The sequence below is a fragment of the Phreatobacter stygius genome, from assembly GCF_005144885.1.
Taxonomy (GTDB): domain Bacteria; phylum Pseudomonadota; class Alphaproteobacteria; order Rhizobiales; family Phreatobacteraceae; genus Phreatobacter; species Phreatobacter stygius.
Map to the genome: position 1 here is coordinate 3263110 of NZ_CP039690.1, position 17703 is coordinate 3280812.

Genomic DNA, 17703 nt, shown 5'->3' on the forward strand with positions numbered 1-17703 from the left:
CCGTCCTGCCCCAAGAGCTCCGATGCTGTTCGAACTCACGCAAGAAGAAGTGCTGATCCGCGACACCGCGCGCAAGATTGCGACCGACCGGATCCAGCCCCTGGCCGAGACGCTCGATCGTGGCGGCGGTCGCGCGGAATTCCTCGCCAACCTGAAAGCGCTCGCGGAATCGGGCTTCATGGCGGTGAATATCCGCTCCGAATTCGGCGGCACCGAAGCCGGCTCGGTCGCTTTCGCGCTGACCGTCGAGGAGCTTGGTTATGCCTGCGCCTCGACCGGCGTCACCGCCTCGGTGACCAATATGGTGGCCGAGGTCATCCAAGCGGTCGGCTCGGCTGCGCAGAAGCGGCTCTACATCCCGCGCCTGGCCGACGGCACCTATCCGGCCGGCGCCTTCTGCCTGACCGAAGCCGCTGCCGGTTCTGATCCGGCGGGCATGAAGACCCGCGCGCGCCGTGACGGCGACGATTTCGTGCTCGATGGCCAGAAGCTCTACATCACCTCGGGCGAATATGCCGGCCTGTTCATCGTCTGGGCGGTGACCGATCCCGAGGCCAAGAAGGGCAAGGGCATTTCCTGCTTCCTGGTCGAGGCCGGCACACCAGGGCTGACCATCGGCAAGGCCGAGAAGAAGCTCGGCCAGCACGGCTCGGCCACCAATGTCGTGCATTTCGACGGCTGCCGCGTGCCGGGCTCCGCCCTGATGGGCAAGCTCGACGACGGTTTCCGCATCGCGGTGGGGGAGTTGGCCGGCGGCCGCATCGGCATTGCTGCGCTGTCCCTCGGCATTGCCCGCGCCGCCATGGATGCGGCCAAGGCCTATGTCAGGGAACGTCAGCAGTTCGGCCAGGCGATCAGCGAGTTCCAGGGCATCCAGTGGATGATCGCCGACCGCGAGACCGATCTGGAGGCGGCGCGCCTGCTGATCCTCAGCGCCGCGGCCAGGAAAGATCGCGGCGAACCGTTCGGGCGCGAGGCGTCGATGGCCAAGCTGTTTGCCTCCGAAGCGGCGCTGCGCGCCACCGACACGGCGCTGCAACTCCATGGCGGCGCCGGTTATTGCGCCGATTTCCCGGTCGAGCGGCATTTCCGCGATGCCCGCATCACCCGGATTTACGAGGGCACGAGCGAGGTCCAGCGCCTCATCATCGCCCGTGAGACGCTGCGGCAGTGACCGCGGCCCGATCAGAACACGACAAGACGAGGAAGCTTGAGGCATGACCACCGAACTCGCGAGCCGCACCGGCGGCCAGATCCTCGTCGATCAGCTGATCGTCCAGGGCGCCGATCACGTCTTCTGCGTGCCGGGCGAAAGCTATCTCGCGGTGCTCGACGCGCTGCATGACGCCGACACCAAGGTCACCATTTGCCGGCAGGAAGGTGGCGCGGCGATGATGGCGGAGGCCTATGGCAAGCTGACCGGCCGGCCGGGCATCTGCATGGTGACGCGCGGACCGGGCGCCACCAATGCCTCGCCCGGCGTGCATATCGCGCAACAGGATTCGACCCCGATGATCCTGTTCGTCGGCCAGATCGAGCGCGGCATGCGCGGGCGCGACGCCTTCCAGGAGGTCGACTACGGCAAGCTGTTCGGCGGCATCTGCAAATGGGTTGCCGAGATCGACGACGCCGATCGCGTGCCGGAAATGATCGCGCGCGCCTATGCCACCGCCATGCAGGGCCGGCCCGGCCCGGTGGTGCTGGTGCTGCCCGAGGACATGCTGACCGACACGGCTGAAGTGCCCGATGCGCCGCGCGTCGAGGCGGCCGAGACCTGGCCCGGCAATAACGACATGGTCAAGCTGCAGAAGCTGCTCTGGGCCGCCAAGAAGCCGGTGCTGCTGCTCGGCGGTTCGCGCTGGTCGGAAAAGGCTGTCGATGCGGTCACCCGTTTCGCCGAGCGCTTCGAGCTGCCGGTGATCTGCCAGTTCCGCCGCCAGATGCTGTTCGACCACGAACATGCCAATTATGCCGGCGATCTGGGTCTCGGCGGCAATCCGGACATGCTGAAGCTGATCAAGGACAGCGACCTGATCATCGCGCTCGGCGGCCGGCTCTCCGAAATCGCCTCGCAGAGCTACACGCTGATCGACATTCCCCAGCCGAGCCAGACCTTCGTCCACATCCATCCGGGGCCGGAGGAGCTCGGCCGGGTCTACCAGGCCCATCTGCCCATCCAGGCGAGCCCGACGGCCTTCGCCGCGGCGGTCGAGGGGTTGCAGCCGCCGCAGGCGATCGCCTGGTCGGGCGCCGCCGCCAGGGCGCATGAGAGCTATCTCGCCTGGACCGGCAATCCGGCGCGGCTGCCCGGCAAGCTGCAATATGGCGAGATCATGAGCTGGCTGCGCGACCGCCTGCCTGACGATGCCATCGTCTGCAACGGCGCCGGCAATTACGCCATCTGGGTGCACCGCTTCCTGCGCTTCAGGCGCTACGGCACCCAGCTCGCGCCGACCTCCGGCTCGATGGGCTACGGCACGCCCGCCGCGGTTGGCGCCAAGCGCATGCAGCCGGACAAGATGGTGGTGGCTTTCGCCGGCGACGGCTGTTTCATGATGAACGGCCAGGAATTCGCCACCGCCTGCCAATACGACCTGCCGATCATCGTCGTGGTTGTCGACAACGGCATGTACGGCACCATCCGCATGCACCAGGAACGCGACTATCCCGGCCGGGTCTCCGCGACGACCTTGAAGAACCCGGATTTCGCGGCGCTGGCGCGCGCTTATGGCGGCCATGGCGAGACCGTGCACGAGACCGCCGAATTCGCCGCCGCCTTCGAGCGGGCGGTGGCCTCGGGCAAGCCGGCGATCCTCCATCTGTTCCTCGACCAGCAGGCGATCACCCCGACCACCACGATCGAACAGATCCGCGAAAAGGCCCGCGCCAAGGGCTGAGGCCGATCTCGCCGTCGCTTGGCGCCTCAGCCGTTGAGGTGGCAGGCCGACAGGCGGTCGGGCGCGATCTCCCGCAAGGCCGGCACCTCGGTCTTGCAGCGGGCCATGGCGTGCGGGCAGCGCGGGTGGAAATGGCAGCCGGGCGGCGGATGGAGCGGCGAGGGGATCTCGCCCTCGATCGGCTTGAACTGGCGTTTTCCCATGTCGACCCGCGGCACCTCGGCGAGCAACGCCTGGGTATAGGGATGGTTCGGCCGGGCGAACAGGTCCTCGGCCGGCGCCAGCTCGACGATCCGGCCGAGATAGAGGATCGCCACCCGGTCGGCGACGTGCCGCACCACGCCGAGGTCATGGCTGATGAACAGGTAGGTCAGCCCGAAATCGGCGCGCAACTGCATGAACAGGTTCAGGACCTGGGCCTGGATCGACACGTCCAATGCCGCGACGCTCTCGTCCGCCACGATCATTTTCGGCTTCACCGCCAGCGCCCGGGCAATGCCGATGCGCGCCCGCTGGCCGCCGGAGAACTGGTGCGGATAACGCTTGGCATAAGCCGGGTCGAGGCCGACCTTGCGCATCAGGTCGGTGAGGTAGTCTTCGGCTCCGGCCTTGTCGACGATGCCGTGATAGACCGGCGCCTCGGAAATGATGTCTTCGACCCGCATGCGCGGATTGAGCGAGGACATCGGGTCCTGGAACACCATCTGGACGGCGAGTTCGGCGGCGCGCCGCTCGGCCCCGGCCAGCTTCGCGCGGTCGCGGCCTTCGAACCTGACCAGACCTTCCGATTGCGACCAGATGCCCGAGACGATACGGCCGAGCGTCGACTTGCCCGAACCGGACTCGCCGACCAGCCCCAGCACCTCGCCGGGCCGGACCGCCAGATCGACATGGTCGAGCGCATGGACGACCTCGCGCTTCGGACCGGCGCCGACCAGGCCGGCCAGCTTGGCGGCGAGGTCCGGCTCCCTGGCGAAACGTTTGGAGACGCCTTGAACCTCGATGATCGGCGTGGTCATGCCGCAACCTCGTCGAGGGCTGGATGGAAGCAACGAAGGCGCCGGCCGGCGAGCGGGTGCGTCTCGGGCGGCGGTTCACGCCGGCAATCGGCTTGCACCGCGGGGCAGCGCGGCGCGAATGGGCAGCCGGGCGGCAACCTGAGCAGGTTCGGCGTCATGCCGGGGATCTGGGCGAGCGGGCGGCCGCGCGGATTGCGGCTCGGCAGGCTTTCCAGAAGGCCGCGCGTATAGGGGTGGCAGGCGCGCGCCAGCACATCCTGGGTCGGGCCCTCCTCGACGATCCGGCCGGCATACATCACCGCCACCCGGTCGGCGAGGCCGGAGACGATGGCAAGATCATGGGTGATCCAGACCAGGGCGGTGCCGGTATTGGCGGCGAGTTTCTGCACCTCGGCGAGGATCTGCGCCTGGATGGTGACGTCGAGCGCGGTCGTCGGTTCGTCGGCGATGATGACAGCCGGCTTGTGCAGCAGCGCGATGGCGATCGCCACACGCTGGCGCATGCCGCCGGAGAACTGGTGCGGATAGCTCTCGAGCCGCTGATCCGGCGAGGCGATGCCGACCTGCACCAGCGCCTCGCGGCAGCGTTCGCGGGCTGCCTCGCTGGAAATGTCGATATGGGCCTTGAGCGTCTCGATCATCTGGGTGTCGACGCGCAGCACCGGATTGAGCGTCATCATCGGGTCCTGGAAGATCATGGCGATCCGCCGTCCCCTGATATCGCGCCAGGCCTTTTCGCCGAGCCCGACCAGCTCCTCGCCCATCAGCTTGATCGAGCCGGAGACCACCCGTCCCGGCGGGTCGATCAGCCCGAGGATGGAAAAGCCGGTGATCGATTTTCCGGAACCGGACTCGCCGACCAGGCCCATCACCTCGCCGCGGGCGACCTTGAACGACACACCGTCGACGGCCTTGACCACGCCGGCGCGGGTGAAGAAATGCGTCTTGAGATCGGCGACTTCCAGAACAGGCGTCATGAGCGGAACCTCGCGATCGCCGTCGTCAGCTCTACGTCATCCCCGGCGAGCCCGCAGGGCGAGGGAAGGGGATCCAGGGGCCGACAGGCTGCGCTGTCTGCGCGTGAGCATCGTGCCGGAGCGGACGCGGCGTCACGGTTCCGACCTGCAACCCCTGGACCCCCTTCCCCTCGCTGCGCTCGGCCGGGGGTGACGTAGAGCGCTTCCCGCATTCCGCCGCCCATATCAATTTCAAGGCAATTGCCGGTCGCGTTCATCGAACTCAACATGATGATGCCACCGCTCATTTCTTCAGGCGCGGGTTCAGCTGGTCGCGCAAATGGTCGCCGACCAGATTGATCAGCAGGATGGTAATCAAGAGCGCGACGCCCGGAAACACGCTGACCCAATATTTGCCGGACAGGATATATTTGTAGCCGTTGGAGATGAGCAGCCCGAGCGAGGGCTCGGTGATCGGCACGCCGACGCCGAGATAGGACAAGACCGCCTCCAGCGAGATGGCATGGGCCACCTGCACGGTCGCCACCACGATCAGCGGCGGCAGGCAGTTCGGCAGGAGATGGCGGAAAATGATCCGGTATTTCGGCAAGGCCAGGCAGTGGGCGGCCTCGATATATTCGCGCCGCCGCTCGACCAGCGCGCCGCCGCGCACGGTGCGGGCATAATAGGCCCATTGGGTGGTCACCAGCGCGATGATCACCTTGTCGATGCCGGTGCCGAGCAGGGCCAGCAGGATCAGCGCGATCAGGATCGCCGGGAACGACAGCTGCAGGTCGACGACGCGCATGATCAGGCTGTCGATGCGCCCGCCGAAATAGGCGGCGGCCACCCCGATGCTCAGGCCCACCACCAGCGCGATGACGGTGGCGGTGGCGGCGACGAACAGCGACAGGCGCAGCCCGTAGATCATGGCCGACAACATGTCGCGGCCCTGGTCGTCGGTGCCGAGCAGATAGAGTCTGCCGTCGAGCGAGCGCTCGCCGGGCGCCAGCATGTTGTCGAGGATCGAGATCTGGCTCATGTCATAGGGGTTCTGCGGCGTCAGCCAGGGCGCGAAGATCGACAGGAGCGCCAGCGCGGTCACCAGGATCAGCGCGCCGACGGCGATCTTGCTTTCGGCGAACTCCGAGACGAAGCGGCGAAACGGCGTCTCGACGCGCTCGACGGGCAGGCTCGGGGCGGGCAGGGCGGTATCGGTCATGTCATGGTCCTCCCGCTCAGCTTTCGATGTCCTGCAGGCGCACCCGCGGGTCGAGGATCGAATAGAGGATGTCGACCACCAGGTTGATCGTCACGAACATCACCACCACGATCATCAGGTAGGCGACGATCACAGGCCGATCGAGCCGGTAGATGCTGTCGATCAGGAGCTTGCCCATGCCCGGCCAGGAGAACACCTGCTCGGTGACGACGGCGAAGGCGATCATCGCGCCGAGCTCGAGACCAAGCACGGTGACGACCGGGATCAGGATGTTCTTCAGCAGGTGCACGCCGATGATCCGGCTCGGCGACAGGCCCTTGGCCCGGGCAAAGCGGACATAGTCCTGCAGCATGGCCTCGCGCGTGCCGGCATAGGCGAGCCGGATCACCAGCGAGGTCTTGTAGATGGCGAGCGTCAGAGCCGGCATGATCAGGTTCGGCCAGCCCGCCGGATTGAACAGTGACAGTTCGAGGCCGAATACCGTGCCGGTCGGGCCGCGGCCGCCGGCCGGCAGCCATTGCAGCGTCACCGCAAAAAACAGGATCAGCATGATGCCGAACCAGAAGTTCGGCAGCGAAAAGCCGACCACCGAACCGGTCATGATGGTCCGGCCGATGATCGTATTGTGCCTGAGCCCGGCGATCACCCCGAGTGGCACGCCGATCAGCGCGGTCATCCCGAGTGCCACGATGGCGAGTTCCATGGTCGCCGGCATGCGCGAGATGATCAGCCCGAGCGCATCGACGCCATGGACGAAACTCTTGCCGAAATCGCCATGCAGCAGGTTCCAGAGGAAGACGCCGAACTGGACATAGATCGGCTTGTCGAGGCCGAGCCGGGCGATCGCCGCGTCGCGCTCGGTCTGGTCGGCATCCGGCGCCAGCAGGATGTCGATCGGATTGCCGATGGCGTAGACGCCGAGAAACACCAGCACCGCCATGGCGGCGACGACGAAAGCGCTCTGGCCGAGACGTCTGAGGATGAAGACGAGCATCGCTGGCAGGTTCCATGCGGCGCGAGGTGGCAGTCCGGAATGCGCTTATCGGCTCGAACGGCCGGATGGCCGCTCGTCGCGATGGGGTCGGCGGCAGGCCTCCCGGCCGACCGGCAGGGCCTTGGCGTCAGCGTGACGCCGCCGCCTGCTGGACCAGTTCGGCGCGGCTATATTGGTTCATCTGCGCCGTATAGGTCAGGCCGCGCCGGAAGGCCCAGACCGACACTTCGAAATGCAGCGGGATCAGGCCGAAATCGGCCATCACCATTTTCGAGGCCTCGGCGAGCAGCGCGTTGCGCCTGGCATCGTCGACGATGGTCAGCGCCTCGAACAGCTTGGCATCCATGGCCGGGTTGGAATAGCCGCCGGGATTGGTCGTGCCCATGCCGCGGTTGCGGTCGGGTGTGGCGGCGAGCGCCCGCAGCGGGTTCGACATCTCGGCGGTATCGGCGGCCCAGCCGGACAGCCAGAAGCCGAATTCGGCGCGGTTGCGCCGGGCGAAGAAGGTCGACGCGGTCATCGCGTCGATCTGGGTCCTGATGCCGATGCGGGTCAGCATCTGGGCGATCGCCTGGGCGATCTGGCCGTCATTGATATAGCGGTCGTTGGGCGTGCCCAGCACCAGTCCGAAACCGTTCGGGTAGCCGGCTTCGGCCAAAAGCTGCTTGGCCCGGTCGATATTCGGCCGTTCCGGCTTGATGCCGGCATTGGTGCCCGGCAGCGGGTTCGGCAGAAGCTCGGCGGCGGCCACGCCGACGCCGCCCATGATGCGGGCAACGATGGCGTCACGGTCGATGGCCAGGCTGATCGCCTCGCGCACGCGCCGGTCGCGGAACGGATTCTTGCCAGCCGTATCGGTCACGCCGGGCGGCGGCGTTTCGGTCAGATAGTTGAAATGCAGATAGATGATCCGGCTCGACAGCGCCTCGGCGGTGGCGAATTGCGGGTTCTGCTTGATCCGCGGCAGATCCTGGATCGGCGGGTTCTCGATGAAGTCGACGTCGCCGGCGAGCAGCGCCGCGACGCGCGAGGCGGCCTGGGTGATCGGGCGCAGGGTGACGCGCTGCCAGATCGGCTTTTCGCCCCAATAGCCGTCATTGCGTTCGAGCACGATACGGTCGCCGCGGGTGAACGAGGCATAACGGAACGGGCCGGTGCCGATCGCGAGTTTCAGATTGTTGAAATCCTCGGTCTTCGGCCAGGCCTCGACGCCGGTGCAGCCGGCGCGGTTGAAGGTGAGGTTTTCCGGCGCGCCCGCGGCCTTGGCCGAAATGATCGCGATATTCGACAGTTCATTGGCCAGGATCGGATGCGGCGCCGTCGTCGTCACGATCACCGTATAGGGATCGGGCGCCGTCATGGTGGCGATCGCCCGCATGCTGACCACCAGCGAGGAGGGCGAGTTTTCCACCTTCGGCACGCGGCAATAGGAGAAGATCACGTCGCGGGCGGTGAATTCCGTGCCGTCGGTGAACTTGACGCCGCGGCGCAGCTTGAACTCCCAGGTCGTCGGGTCGACGGCGCGCACGCTTTCGGCGAGCTTCGGAATCGGCTGCTGGTTCTTGTCCTGATCGGTCAGGCTTTCGAAGACGTGCGAGCGCAGCTGGTGGTTCGGTGTCAGATTGTGGAAATGCGGGTCGACCGAACTCGGCTCGGCGGACAGGCCAACGCGCAGTTCCTGCGCGGCCGCCGGCAGTGCCAGCATCAATGCGGCGACGGCCGCGCCCATGATCGTGCGAATGCGACGCATCTCGCTCATCCTCTGTGTCGTCTAAAGGCCGGGGACCGGGCGTCCCTCTTGGCGTATTGGAACTGGCGCGCATTGAACTTCGGAAAAGCCCCAATAGGAAGCCCCTTCGCGAACCGGCCCACAGCCGCCTATGCTGGCGGCTGAAACAAGAGGCCTGCAGTGACTGCCACCCTGACCACTTCCGACGTTCTCGCCGCGCTGATCGGCTTCGATACGACGAGCCGCAATTCCAACCTGCCGCTGATCGGCTGGGTCGAGGACTATCTCGGCCGCTATGGCGTCAAGGGCGAACGGGTCTATGACGCGACCGGCCAGAAGGCCAATCTGTGGGTGACCATCGGGCCGAAGGACGTGCCGGGTTACGTGCCGTCGGGCCATGTCGACGTCGTGCCGGTCGATGGCCAGAACTGGGCGACCGACCCGTTCAAGCTGACCGCCAGAGACGGCCGTCTCTATGGCCGGGGCACCTGCGACATGAAGGGTTTTGTCGCGGCTTCGCTTGCCGCCGTGCCGGCGATGGTCGCGGCCCCGCTCGCCAAACCCATCCACCTCGCCATTTCCTACGACGAGGAGGTCGGCTGCCGCGGCGTGCGCACGCTGCTGGCCGTGTTGAAGGACCGGCCGGTGAAGCCGGAGGCCTGTTTTGTCGGCGAGCCGACCAATATGCAGGTGGTCACCGCCCACAAGACCGGCCGCCCCATGCGCTGCACGGTGCGCGGCAAGGAGGCGCATTCCTCGCTCCGGCCGTTCGGCGTCAGCGCCATCGAGGAAGCCGCCAAGCTGATCGTCAGGATCAACGAGATCGGCCAGAGGCTGGCCAGGCGGACCGATCTCGACATGTTGTTCTCCGTGCCGTTTTCCACCACCAGCGTCGGTGTCATCAAGGGCGGCACGGTGCGCAATATCGTCGCCGGCGAATGTGTCGTCGATTTCGACCTGCGCTGCGTCCCGGGCGATGATCCCTATGCCATCGTCGCCGAGATCGAGGCCTATGCCCGCGACGTGCTGGAGCCGCCGATGAAGGCCATCGAGCCGACCGCCGGCTTCACCTTCGAGGAATTGTCGCTGGTGCCGGGTCTCGACACATCCGCCGACGCGCCGGTCACCGTGCTGGCCAAGGCGCTCGCCGGCCGCAATGACCACGCCAAGGTTGCTTATGGCACGGAAGCCGGCCTGTTCCAGGAAATCGGCATCCCGACCGTGGTCGTCGGTCCGGGCTCGATCGAACAGGCGCACAAGCCGGACGAATTCATCGAGCAGGTCGAATTGACCAAGGCCGATGCCTTCATCGCCAAGCTGGTCGCCCATGCGGCGCGGGGTTAACTTTGATGAAATGGCCACTTCTGCTGGCTTTTCCTTGTTTTCGCCGCATGTTTTGATGTAGAGACCCGTCCCGCCCCTTTTGGCGGACAGTGGGCGATTATGAAGTTTCTCGATCAAGCCAAGGTCTTTGTGAAATCCGGTGCCGGCGGCGCCGGCTGCGTGTCCTTCCATCGCGCCAAGTTCATCGAATTCGGTGGGCCTGACGGCGGCGACGGCGGCCGCGGCGGCGACGTCGTGATCGAATGCGTCGAGGGCCTGAACACGCTCATCGACTATCGCTACCAGCAGCATTTCAAGGCCAAGATCGGTGTTCACGGCATGGGCCGCAACCGGGCCGGCGCGCGCGGCGCCGACGCGGTGCTGAAGGTTCCGGCCGGCACCCAGATCTTCGACGAGGAAGGCGAGACGCTGATCGCCGATCTCACCGAGGTCGGCCAGCGCGTCGTGCTGTTCCAGGGCGGCAATGGCGGTTTCGGCAATGCTCATTTCAAGAGCGCCACCAATCAGGCGCCGCGCCATGCCAATCCGGGCCAACCGGCCAAGGAAGCCTGGATCATCCTGCGCCTGAAGCTGATCGCCGATGCCGGCCTGATCGGCATGCCCAATGCCGGCAAGTCGACCTTTCTGGCCGCGACCACCGCCGCCAAGCCGAAAATCGCCGACTATCCCTTCACCACGCTGCATCCGGGCCTTGGCGTGGTGCGTGCGATCGGTCGCGAATTCGTGCTGGCCGACATTCCCGGCCTGATCGAGGGTGCCCATGACGGCCATGGCCTCGGCGACCGGTTCCTCGGCCATGTCGAGCGCTGCCGGGTGCTGCTGCATCTGGTCGATGGCACCAGCGAACATGCCGGCAAGGCCTATAAGCTGGTGCGCAGCGAGATCGAGGCTTATGGCGCGGGTCTCGCCGACAAGCCGGAGATCGTTGCCTTGTCCAAGGCCGATGCGCTCGATCCGGAGACCCGCAAGGACCAGCTGGCCAAGCTGAAGCGCGCCGCCAAGAAAACGCCGCTGGTGCTGTCGGCGGCCTCCGGCGAAGGCGTCGAGACGGCGCTGACCGAGCTCCTGAAGATCATCGACGCGGCCCGCGCCGCCGAGCCGAAGCCGGTATCGGCCGAAGCCGTGATCGAGCCGGTCGAGACCGGCTGGCGGCCCTGAGCCGGGGCCGCCGGCTCGGGCCGGGTTGGCCGGCTGGCGCCTATCGCGGTCCGGCCGGAAAGTCCGGGTGAGACATTTTGCCGCCTCGCCGCGCGGAATTGCCCTTTGCCGCCGCTGCTCCTCTTTCCATTCTGGTTGCATTATGCAATTGGAGCGGCTCACGGGAGAGACCGCGATGGGTAAGCTTTTTCTGCAGATCAATGTCTCGGTCGACGGTTTCATCGAGGATGAGGCCGGGCAAATGGACTGGCGCTTCGTCGATGACGAGTTCGAGGCCTTCATCAACGACACGCTGGCATCCCTCGACGCGATGGTCTTCGGGCGGCGCGCCTTCGAGCTTCTTCAGCAGTACTGGCCGACCGCCGCGGCGAACGAAGGCATTTCGGCGCACCATGCCGCCGCGGCGGCGATGATGAACAGCCTGCCGAAATATGTCGTCTCCACCGGCCTTTCGGCGCCGAGCTGGTCGAATGCCCATGTTCTTGCCGACCTGTCGGGCGTGGCCGGGCTCAAGCAGCGATCGACCCGCGACATCGCGCTGTTCGCCGGCGCCGGCATCGCCCGCAGCGCCATGGCGGCCGGCCTCGTCGACGAATACCGGCTGATCGTCAATCCCGCGCTGATCGCCGGCGGCATAAGGCTCTTCGACGGCGGCTACGCGCGCGCGAACCTCGCGCTGGCCGATGTCAGGCGATTTGCCTCCGGTGCGCTGCTGCTCACCTATCGGCCTGGTGAACTACGGCTCGACTGACGCGGCCTGGCGCCCCCGTCCGTCGGCCGCCGCCAAGCGGTGGCCTCGGGAGCGCACCCGGCAGGGCCGGGCTTCGGCACGGAAGGGCTCATGCCTGCCGGCGATCGAGCCCGAGGCTCAGGGCCAGTGCCGTCAGAACGGCGGCCATGATCCAGCGCTGCGCCTGGGCCCAGCGCGGACGGTGCGCGAACCAGAGCGCCACGCTGCCGGCCGCCAGCACGATGGCGGCGTTGACCGCGAAGCTGACGATGATCTGGGTCGTGCCGAGCAGGACACTCTGCATCAGCACGTCGCCTCTCGCCGGATCGATGAACTGCGGCAGCAGGGACAGGTAGAGCATCGCGATCTTCGGGTTCAAGAGATTGGTCAGGAAGCCCATGGCGAACAGCCGCCCCGGCGGGTCGACGGCGAGATCGGTTCGCGGTTCCAGCACCGAGCGTGCGCCCGGCCTCACGGCATTCCAGGCGAGATAGAGGAGATAGCCGGCACCGGCCCATTTGATCGCCTCATAGGCGAGCGGAATGGCGAACAGCAGGGCGGTTACGCCGAGTGCGGCGGCGAGCATGTAGAAGACGAAGCCCGCGATGACGCCGAACAAGGAGACGAAGCCGGCGAGCCGGCCCTGGGTGATCGACCGGCTGATCAGATAGATCATGTTCGGCCCGGGCGTCAGGACCATGGTCAGCGCCACCAGTGCGAAAGCGGCAATGTTGCTCAACGACACCATGGCCAGGTCTTTCTCTCTCGCCCGTCTCCAGATTGCCGGCAGAAAATGCAACGCCTATGCTATCGGCGCAATATTGATATTGCCCTCGGAGCAATATGGCAGACATGGACTACAAAGCGATCGCCGACGAACTTGCCGGTGAGATCGAGGCGGGGCGTCTCAGGCCCGGCGAGCGTCTGCCGCCGCAACGGGAATTCGCCTATCGGCGCGGCATCGCCGCGTCCACCGCCGCCCGCGTCTATGCGGCGCTCATGCGCAAGGGCCTGGTGACCGGCGAAGTCGGCCGCGGCACCTATGTCCGTTCGACCACCGCCCTCGCCGGCCCGGCTCTGTCTGAGCCGGGTGCGGCCCCGATCGATCTCGAGCTCAATTTTCCCATGCTCGCCGGGCAGGCGCCCGAACTTGCCCGGTCCCTGGCGGGATTGATGCGTCCCGACCGGTTGGCCCAGGCGCTTCGGCCGATCGGGGCGGCCGGAACGCCGGCGGCGCGCGATCTCGCGGCTCGCTTCCTCGCACGCGGCGGCTGGAAGCCTCGGCCGGAGAGCCTCTTGTTCACCGGCAATGGACGGCAGGCCATTGCCGCCGTCCTTTCCGCGGTGGCCGCCCCCGGCACCCGGGTCGGTGTCGAGGCCTTGACCTATCCCGTGCTGATCTCGATCGCGACCCGGCTCGGCATCGAGCTCATCGCGATCGACATGGACGGTTTCGGCATGCGGCCCGACGCGCTGGCCGCCGCCCATCGCGGCCGGCCGCTCAAGGCGATCTGCCTGCAGCCGTTCCTGCATAACCCGCTCGGCGTCAGCATGACCCTCGCGCGCCGGCAGGAGATTGCCGTGTTCCTCGAGGCACAGGGCGTCATCGCCATCGAGGATGCCATTTACGCCTTCCTGGTCGACGATGCGCCGCTGGCGGCGCTGGCGGCGGATCATGTCGTTGTCGTCGACAGCCTGTCGAAGCGCCTGGCGCCAGGCCTGACGCTTGGTTTCATCTCCGCTCCGCCAAACCGGATGTCGGGCATCGCCAATGCCCTGCGCGCCGGTGCCTGGGGGCCGGCGGGAGTGCCCTTCGCAGCTGCCATGCAATGGATCGCCGACGGGACGGCGGCGCGGCTTGCCACCGCCAAGCGCGCGGACGCCGGTTATCGGCAGGAGCTTGCCCGTGCAGCGCTTGCCGGTCTCTCCATGCAGGCGGACGTGCGGGCTTACCATCTTTGGCTGGAGCTGCCGGATCATTGGCGGGCGGGAGCCTATGTCGCCGCGGCCTCCAGGCTTGGCATATCCATCGTTCCGGCCAGCGCCTTCGCCGTCGACCAGGGTTTCGCGCCCAATGCCGTAAGGCTGGCGCTCGCCTCGCCCGCACCGGCGGAGCTGTCCCGGGCGCTCGTCGTCCTGGCCGAACTTGCGCTATCATCTCCAACCGAACGGGATGTCGGATAGGACATCCCTGTCATGGGCCAAGGCCGTAGCCCGCCTTGGAAAACCGGGCTACCTCTCGAGGCCCGTCAGGCAAGGCTCGCATCATGGCTCTCGATCGGCGCATCCAGGATCTCCTCGGCATCGAACTGCCGATCATTCAGGCTCCCATGGCCGGCGCCCAAGGCGCGGACATGGTGATCGCCGTCTCCGAGGCCGGCGGGCTGGGCTCCCTGCCTGGCGCGCTGCTGACGGTCGAGCAGATGCGCAGCGAACTCGGCATCATCAGGCAGCGCACGGCCAAACCGATCAATGTCAATTTCTTCTGCCATGTGCCGCCGGCGCCGGACGCGGCGCGCGAGGCCGGCTGGAAGCGGCGCCTCGAGGGCTATTACCGCGAATTCGGCCTCGACCCCCTGGCACCGACACCGGCCGGCGTCCGGGCGCCGTTCGACGACGCCTTCTGCACGGTCATGGAAGAGTTCACGCCGGAGGTGGTCAGCTTTCATTTCGGCCTGCCCGCCAGGCCTTTGCTCGACCGCGTCCGCGCCACCGGCGCCAGGATCATCGCCTCGGCGACCTCGGCCGATGAGGCGCGCTGGCTCGAGGACCATGGCTGTGACGCGATCATCGCGCAGGGCTACGAGGCCGGTGGTCATCGCGGCATTTTTCTGACCGATGCGGTCGCCAACCAGGCCGGCACCATGGCGCTGGTGCCGCAGGTGGTCGACGCGGTGAAAGTGCCGGTCATCGCCGCCGGCGGCATGGCCGACGGGCGTGGCATTGCCGCGGCCTTCGCGCTCGGCGCCTCGGCGGTGCAGATCGGCACGGCCTTTCTGTTCTGCCCGGAAGCCAGGATCACGCCCATGCACCGCAAGGCGCTGGCCGATGCCAAGGACGATTCGACCGCACTGACCAACCTGTTCACCGGCCGGCCAGCGCGCGGTATCGTCAACCGGCTGATGCGCGAGGCCGGCCCGCTTTCGGCCGAAGCGCCGGCCTTCCCGACCGCCGGCGCCGCGCTGGCGCCGCTGAAGGCCAAGGCCGAAGCTGCGGGCTCCGGCGATTTCTCGTCGCTCTGGTCGGGGCAGGCGGCAGCACTTGGCCGCGAAATGCCGGCGGGGGAACTGACCCGGCTGCTGATGGCCGAGACCGTCAAGAGGCTCGGTCAACTCTAGGCAGGATCTGATCGAGCGAACGAAGTCACCGGAATTGGTACTGGCTTACCTGCTGTGTCCTGCGCTACCTTTCCGTAAGCGGGGAGGCATGACACATGCTGATCACCAACGTCCGGGCACACCACATCCGTATCCCCTACGAAGCCGGCGTGGCGAGCTTCAAGCAGGGCGCCTCGGCGATTGCGGCGGTCGACATAGTTCTCGTCGAGGTCTCGACTGACACCGGGCTCACCGGCTGGGGCGATGCTTGGGGCTACGTGTGTCCGCAGACGACTTCAACTGCCATTGACGAGATGATCGCGCCGCAGGCCCGAGGCCTCGAAGTTCCGGATGCCGCGGGCATTCCTGCATTCATGGATCGCATCCAGCGCAACCTGCATCTGTTCGGCCGTTATGGCATTACGATGTTTGCGATCTCCGGCCTCGACATCGCATTGTGGGATCTCGCAGCAAGGGTGAAGGGCGAGCCCCTGCACCGCCTGATCGGCGCCTGCAGGAGAGCGCGCATTCCCGCCTATGCAAGCCTGCTTCGGATCGGCGACCCCGCGCTTGTTGCGAACGAATGCGAGGCTGCGCTGCGCCGTGGCTACCCGGCGATCAAGCTGCATGAGACGACCGTGCCTCCGGTGTTTGCGGCGCGGCAGGCCGTCGGCACCGGCATCCCGCTCATGGTCGACATGAACTGCCCGATGGATGAAGCCGCCGCGACCGCGTTCGCCCAGGCCTGTCGTGCGGCAGCGCCTTTGTTTCTCGAGGAACCGGTCTGGCCGCCGGAGGACTTTAAGGCCCTGGCCGCGGTGCGCGCGAAGGGCGGGCTCGCCATTGCGGCGGGGGAGAATGCCTGCACCGTCTATCAATTCCGCCAGATGATGACCGAGGGCGCCGTGACCTATGCGCAGCCCTCGGTCATCAAGGTCGGCGGGATCACCGAATATTTGAAAGTTGCCGCCTTGGCCGACGCAATGGGCGTGAAGCTTGCGCCGCATTCCCCTTATTTCGGGCCTGGCTTTCTGGCGACGCTGCAGCTCATGTCGCTCCGCGACGACGGCACGTTCATCGAAATATTCTACATGAACCGCGCCGCATGTCTCTGGCGTGGCCGGATCGATATCGACGCGAAGGGCAGCATCGCCGTGCCCGAAGGGCCGGGGCTCGGCTACGAGCCGGACAATGAGATCATGGAGCGCTACCGCGTGTCGTGATCTCGCGCTGCCCTCCAGGCAATCTCAAGCGAGCCCGCCGGCCCCGAGCACGGTGCGTGGCGCACTGCGTCGCCAAGGCCCCGATCGCAGCGGCTCTGGCGTGTTCTGGTACGCCCAGATCGGGCTCACTCGTTGCCGGTGCTGCGGCTGAAGCGCTGGCGGATACGGGTCAAAAGCATGTCGCGCACCTGCCGGTAGGCATCCATGCGCTGCTCGCGCGAGCCCTGGGTGAGGGTTGGATCGGGCGTCGGCCAATATTCTACGTCCATGTCATTGGTGCGGGTCAGGTCGAGCGCGCGGTGATGGGCCTCGGGGGCCAGGGTTACCACCAGGTCGAAGTTCAGCCCCTCCCATTCCTCCAGCTCTTCGAGGGTTTTCGGCCGGGTTTTCTGGGTGTCGATGCCGAGTTCGTCCATCACCGCGTCGACAAAGGGGTCATGCTCGCCCTTGCGTACCCCGGCGCTCTCGACGAAGACCGTCTTGCCGAAGAAATGCTGCATGATCGCCGCCGCCATGGGCGAGCGCACCTGGTTCATGCCGCAGGCGAACAGGACGGCCTGGGGATTGCGGCGGCGAACCGACAACGGATCAGCCCTTCCAGTGCAGGACCGAGATCAGCGTGAACAGGCGCCGCGCGGTGTCGAAATCGAAGTCGAGTTTGTCCTTGAGCCGCTCTTTCAGCGTCTCCGAGCCTTCGTTGTGCAGCCCGCGCCGGGCCATGTCGATGGTCTCGATATGCGAGGGCGTGGCGTGGCGAATGGCGTCGTAATAGCTGTCGCAGATCATGAAATAGTCCTTCACGATCCGCCGGAACGGCGTCATCGACAGCACGTGGGTGACCACCTGGCTGCCGTCCTCGTGTTTGACGTCGAAGACCAGCTTGCCGTCGGCGAGCGAGACGGCCAGCGTGTAGGGGCCGCCATCGACACCGGCCGGACCGAAGGAGTTCTCCTCCAGCAGGTCATAGATGGCGATGGCGCGCTCATGCTCGATATCCGGCGAGGAGCGCCCGATCGAGGCTTCATCCAGGGTCACCGCCACCAGACGGCGCACGGGCTTCCGATCGGTCACGACATTCCTCTTCAGATCCTCGCGCAGCGGCCGCTGATGTCGG

General features: G+C 66.5%; 16 protein-coding genes. 8 read left to right on the plus strand and 8 right to left on the minus strand.

Translation table 11 applies throughout. The annotated features are described in order from the left end of the window. Nucleotides 1-22: 22 nt before the first annotated feature. Together E8M01_RS15245 and E8M01_RS15250 are read left to right on the plus strand one after the other, a co-directional pair. Nucleotides 23-1174, plus strand: coding sequence for an acyl-CoA dehydrogenase family protein (locus E8M01_RS15245; RefSeq protein ID WP_136960892.1), 1152 nt, complete (start codon nucleotides 23-25; stop codon nucleotides 1172-1174). Between the two features lie 43 nt (nucleotides 1175-1217). Next, nucleotides 1218-2897, plus strand: coding sequence for a thiamine pyrophosphate-binding protein (locus E8M01_RS15250; protein WP_136960893.1), 1680 nt, complete (start codon nucleotides 1218-1220; stop codon nucleotides 2895-2897). 26 nt (nucleotides 2898-2923) lie between these two features. On the opposite strand, the gene E8M01_RS15255 is transcribed toward E8M01_RS15250, so the two are convergent. The 5 genes from E8M01_RS15255 to E8M01_RS15275 form a co-directional block, all read right to left on the minus strand. Beyond that, entirely contained in the window at nucleotides 2924-3916 is a 993-nt protein-coding gene (locus E8M01_RS15255) for an ABC transporter ATP-binding protein (RefSeq protein ID WP_136960894.1), read from the minus strand. After that, nucleotides 3913-4893: an ABC transporter ATP-binding protein gene (locus E8M01_RS15260; RefSeq protein ID WP_136960895.1), complete on the minus strand. Its 981-nt coding sequence runs from the start codon at nucleotides 4891-4893 to the stop codon at nucleotides 3913-3915. Before E8M01_RS15260 ends, E8M01_RS15255 begins: the two co-directional genes overlap by 4 nt. A gap of 283 nt (nucleotides 4894-5176) precedes the next feature. Beyond that, nucleotides 5177-6094, minus strand: coding sequence for an ABC transporter permease (locus E8M01_RS15265; protein WP_136960896.1), 918 nt, complete (start codon nucleotides 6092-6094; stop codon nucleotides 5177-5179). Nucleotides 6095-6110: 16 nt separating this feature from the next. Next, on the minus strand, nucleotides 6111-7088 hold the full coding sequence (locus E8M01_RS15270) for an ABC transporter permease (RefSeq protein WP_136960897.1): 978 nt from the start codon (nucleotides 7086-7088) through the stop codon (nucleotides 6111-6113). A 127-nt stretch (nucleotides 7089-7215) separates the two neighbouring features. Beyond that, entirely contained in the window at nucleotides 7216-8838 is a 1623-nt protein-coding gene (locus E8M01_RS15275) for an ABC transporter substrate-binding protein (RefSeq protein ID WP_170181908.1), read from the minus strand. A gap of 159 nt (nucleotides 8839-8997) precedes the next feature. On the opposite strand from E8M01_RS15275, the gene argE reads away from it, so the two are divergent. The 3 genes from argE to E8M01_RS15290 all read left to right on the plus strand — a co-directional run bounded on the left by argE (nucleotide 8998) and on the right by E8M01_RS15290 (nucleotide 12070). After that, nucleotides 8998-10161 carry an acetylornithine deacetylase gene (gene argE, locus E8M01_RS15280; RefSeq protein WP_136960898.1) on the plus strand — a complete coding sequence of 388 codons (1164 nt, stop codon included), beginning with the start codon at nucleotides 8998-9000 and terminating at the stop codon, nucleotides 10159-10161. Nucleotides 10162-10260: 99 nt separating this feature from the next. After that, a complete protein-coding gene (obgE, locus tag E8M01_RS15285) occupies nucleotides 10261-11319 on the plus strand; it encodes a GTPase ObgE (protein ID WP_136960899.1) in 1059 nt (352 codons plus the stop codon). A gap of 175 nt (nucleotides 11320-11494) precedes the next feature. Continuing rightward, on the plus strand, nucleotides 11495-12070 hold the full coding sequence (locus E8M01_RS15290; RefSeq protein WP_170181909.1) for a dihydrofolate reductase family protein: 576 nt from the start codon (nucleotides 11495-11497) through the stop codon (nucleotides 12068-12070). Between the two features lie 88 nt (nucleotides 12071-12158). On the opposite strand, the gene E8M01_RS15295 is transcribed toward E8M01_RS15290, so the two are convergent. Beyond that, entirely contained in the window at nucleotides 12159-12797 is a 639-nt protein-coding gene (locus E8M01_RS15295) for a LysE family translocator (protein WP_136960901.1), read from the minus strand. Between the two features lie 95 nt (nucleotides 12798-12892). Between E8M01_RS15295 and E8M01_RS15300 the strand changes: the two genes are divergently transcribed. The 3 genes from E8M01_RS15300 (at nucleotide 12893) to E8M01_RS15310 (ending at nucleotide 16589) form a co-directional block, all read left to right on the plus strand. Further along, nucleotides 12893-14233: an aminotransferase-like domain-containing protein gene (locus E8M01_RS15300; protein ID WP_136960902.1), complete on the plus strand. Its 1341-nt coding sequence runs from the start codon at nucleotides 12893-12895 to the stop codon at nucleotides 14231-14233. Nucleotides 14234-14316: 83 nt separating this feature from the next. Next, the gene (locus E8M01_RS15305; RefSeq protein WP_136960903.1) at nucleotides 14317-15387 is read left to right on the plus strand and encodes an NAD(P)H-dependent flavin oxidoreductase; all 1071 of its coding nucleotides are present in this window, start codon (nucleotides 14317-14319) and stop codon (nucleotides 15385-15387) included. A 95-nt stretch (nucleotides 15388-15482) separates the two neighbouring features. Continuing rightward, nucleotides 15483-16589, plus strand: coding sequence for a mandelate racemase/muconate lactonizing enzyme family protein (locus E8M01_RS15310; RefSeq protein WP_136960904.1), 1107 nt, complete (start codon nucleotides 15483-15485; stop codon nucleotides 16587-16589). Between the two features lie 125 nt (nucleotides 16590-16714). On the opposite strand, the gene E8M01_RS15315 is transcribed toward E8M01_RS15310, so the two are convergent. Next, nucleotides 16715-17173, minus strand: coding sequence for an arsenate-mycothiol transferase ArsC (locus E8M01_RS15315; RefSeq protein ID WP_425467727.1), 459 nt, complete (start codon nucleotides 17171-17173; stop codon nucleotides 16715-16717). Between the two features lie 4 nt (nucleotides 17174-17177). Then, on the minus strand, nucleotides 17178-17660 hold the full coding sequence (locus E8M01_RS15320; RefSeq protein WP_136960905.1) for a UPF0262 family protein: 483 nt from the start codon (nucleotides 17658-17660) through the stop codon (nucleotides 17178-17180). Nucleotides 17661-17703: the final 43 nt, after the last annotated feature.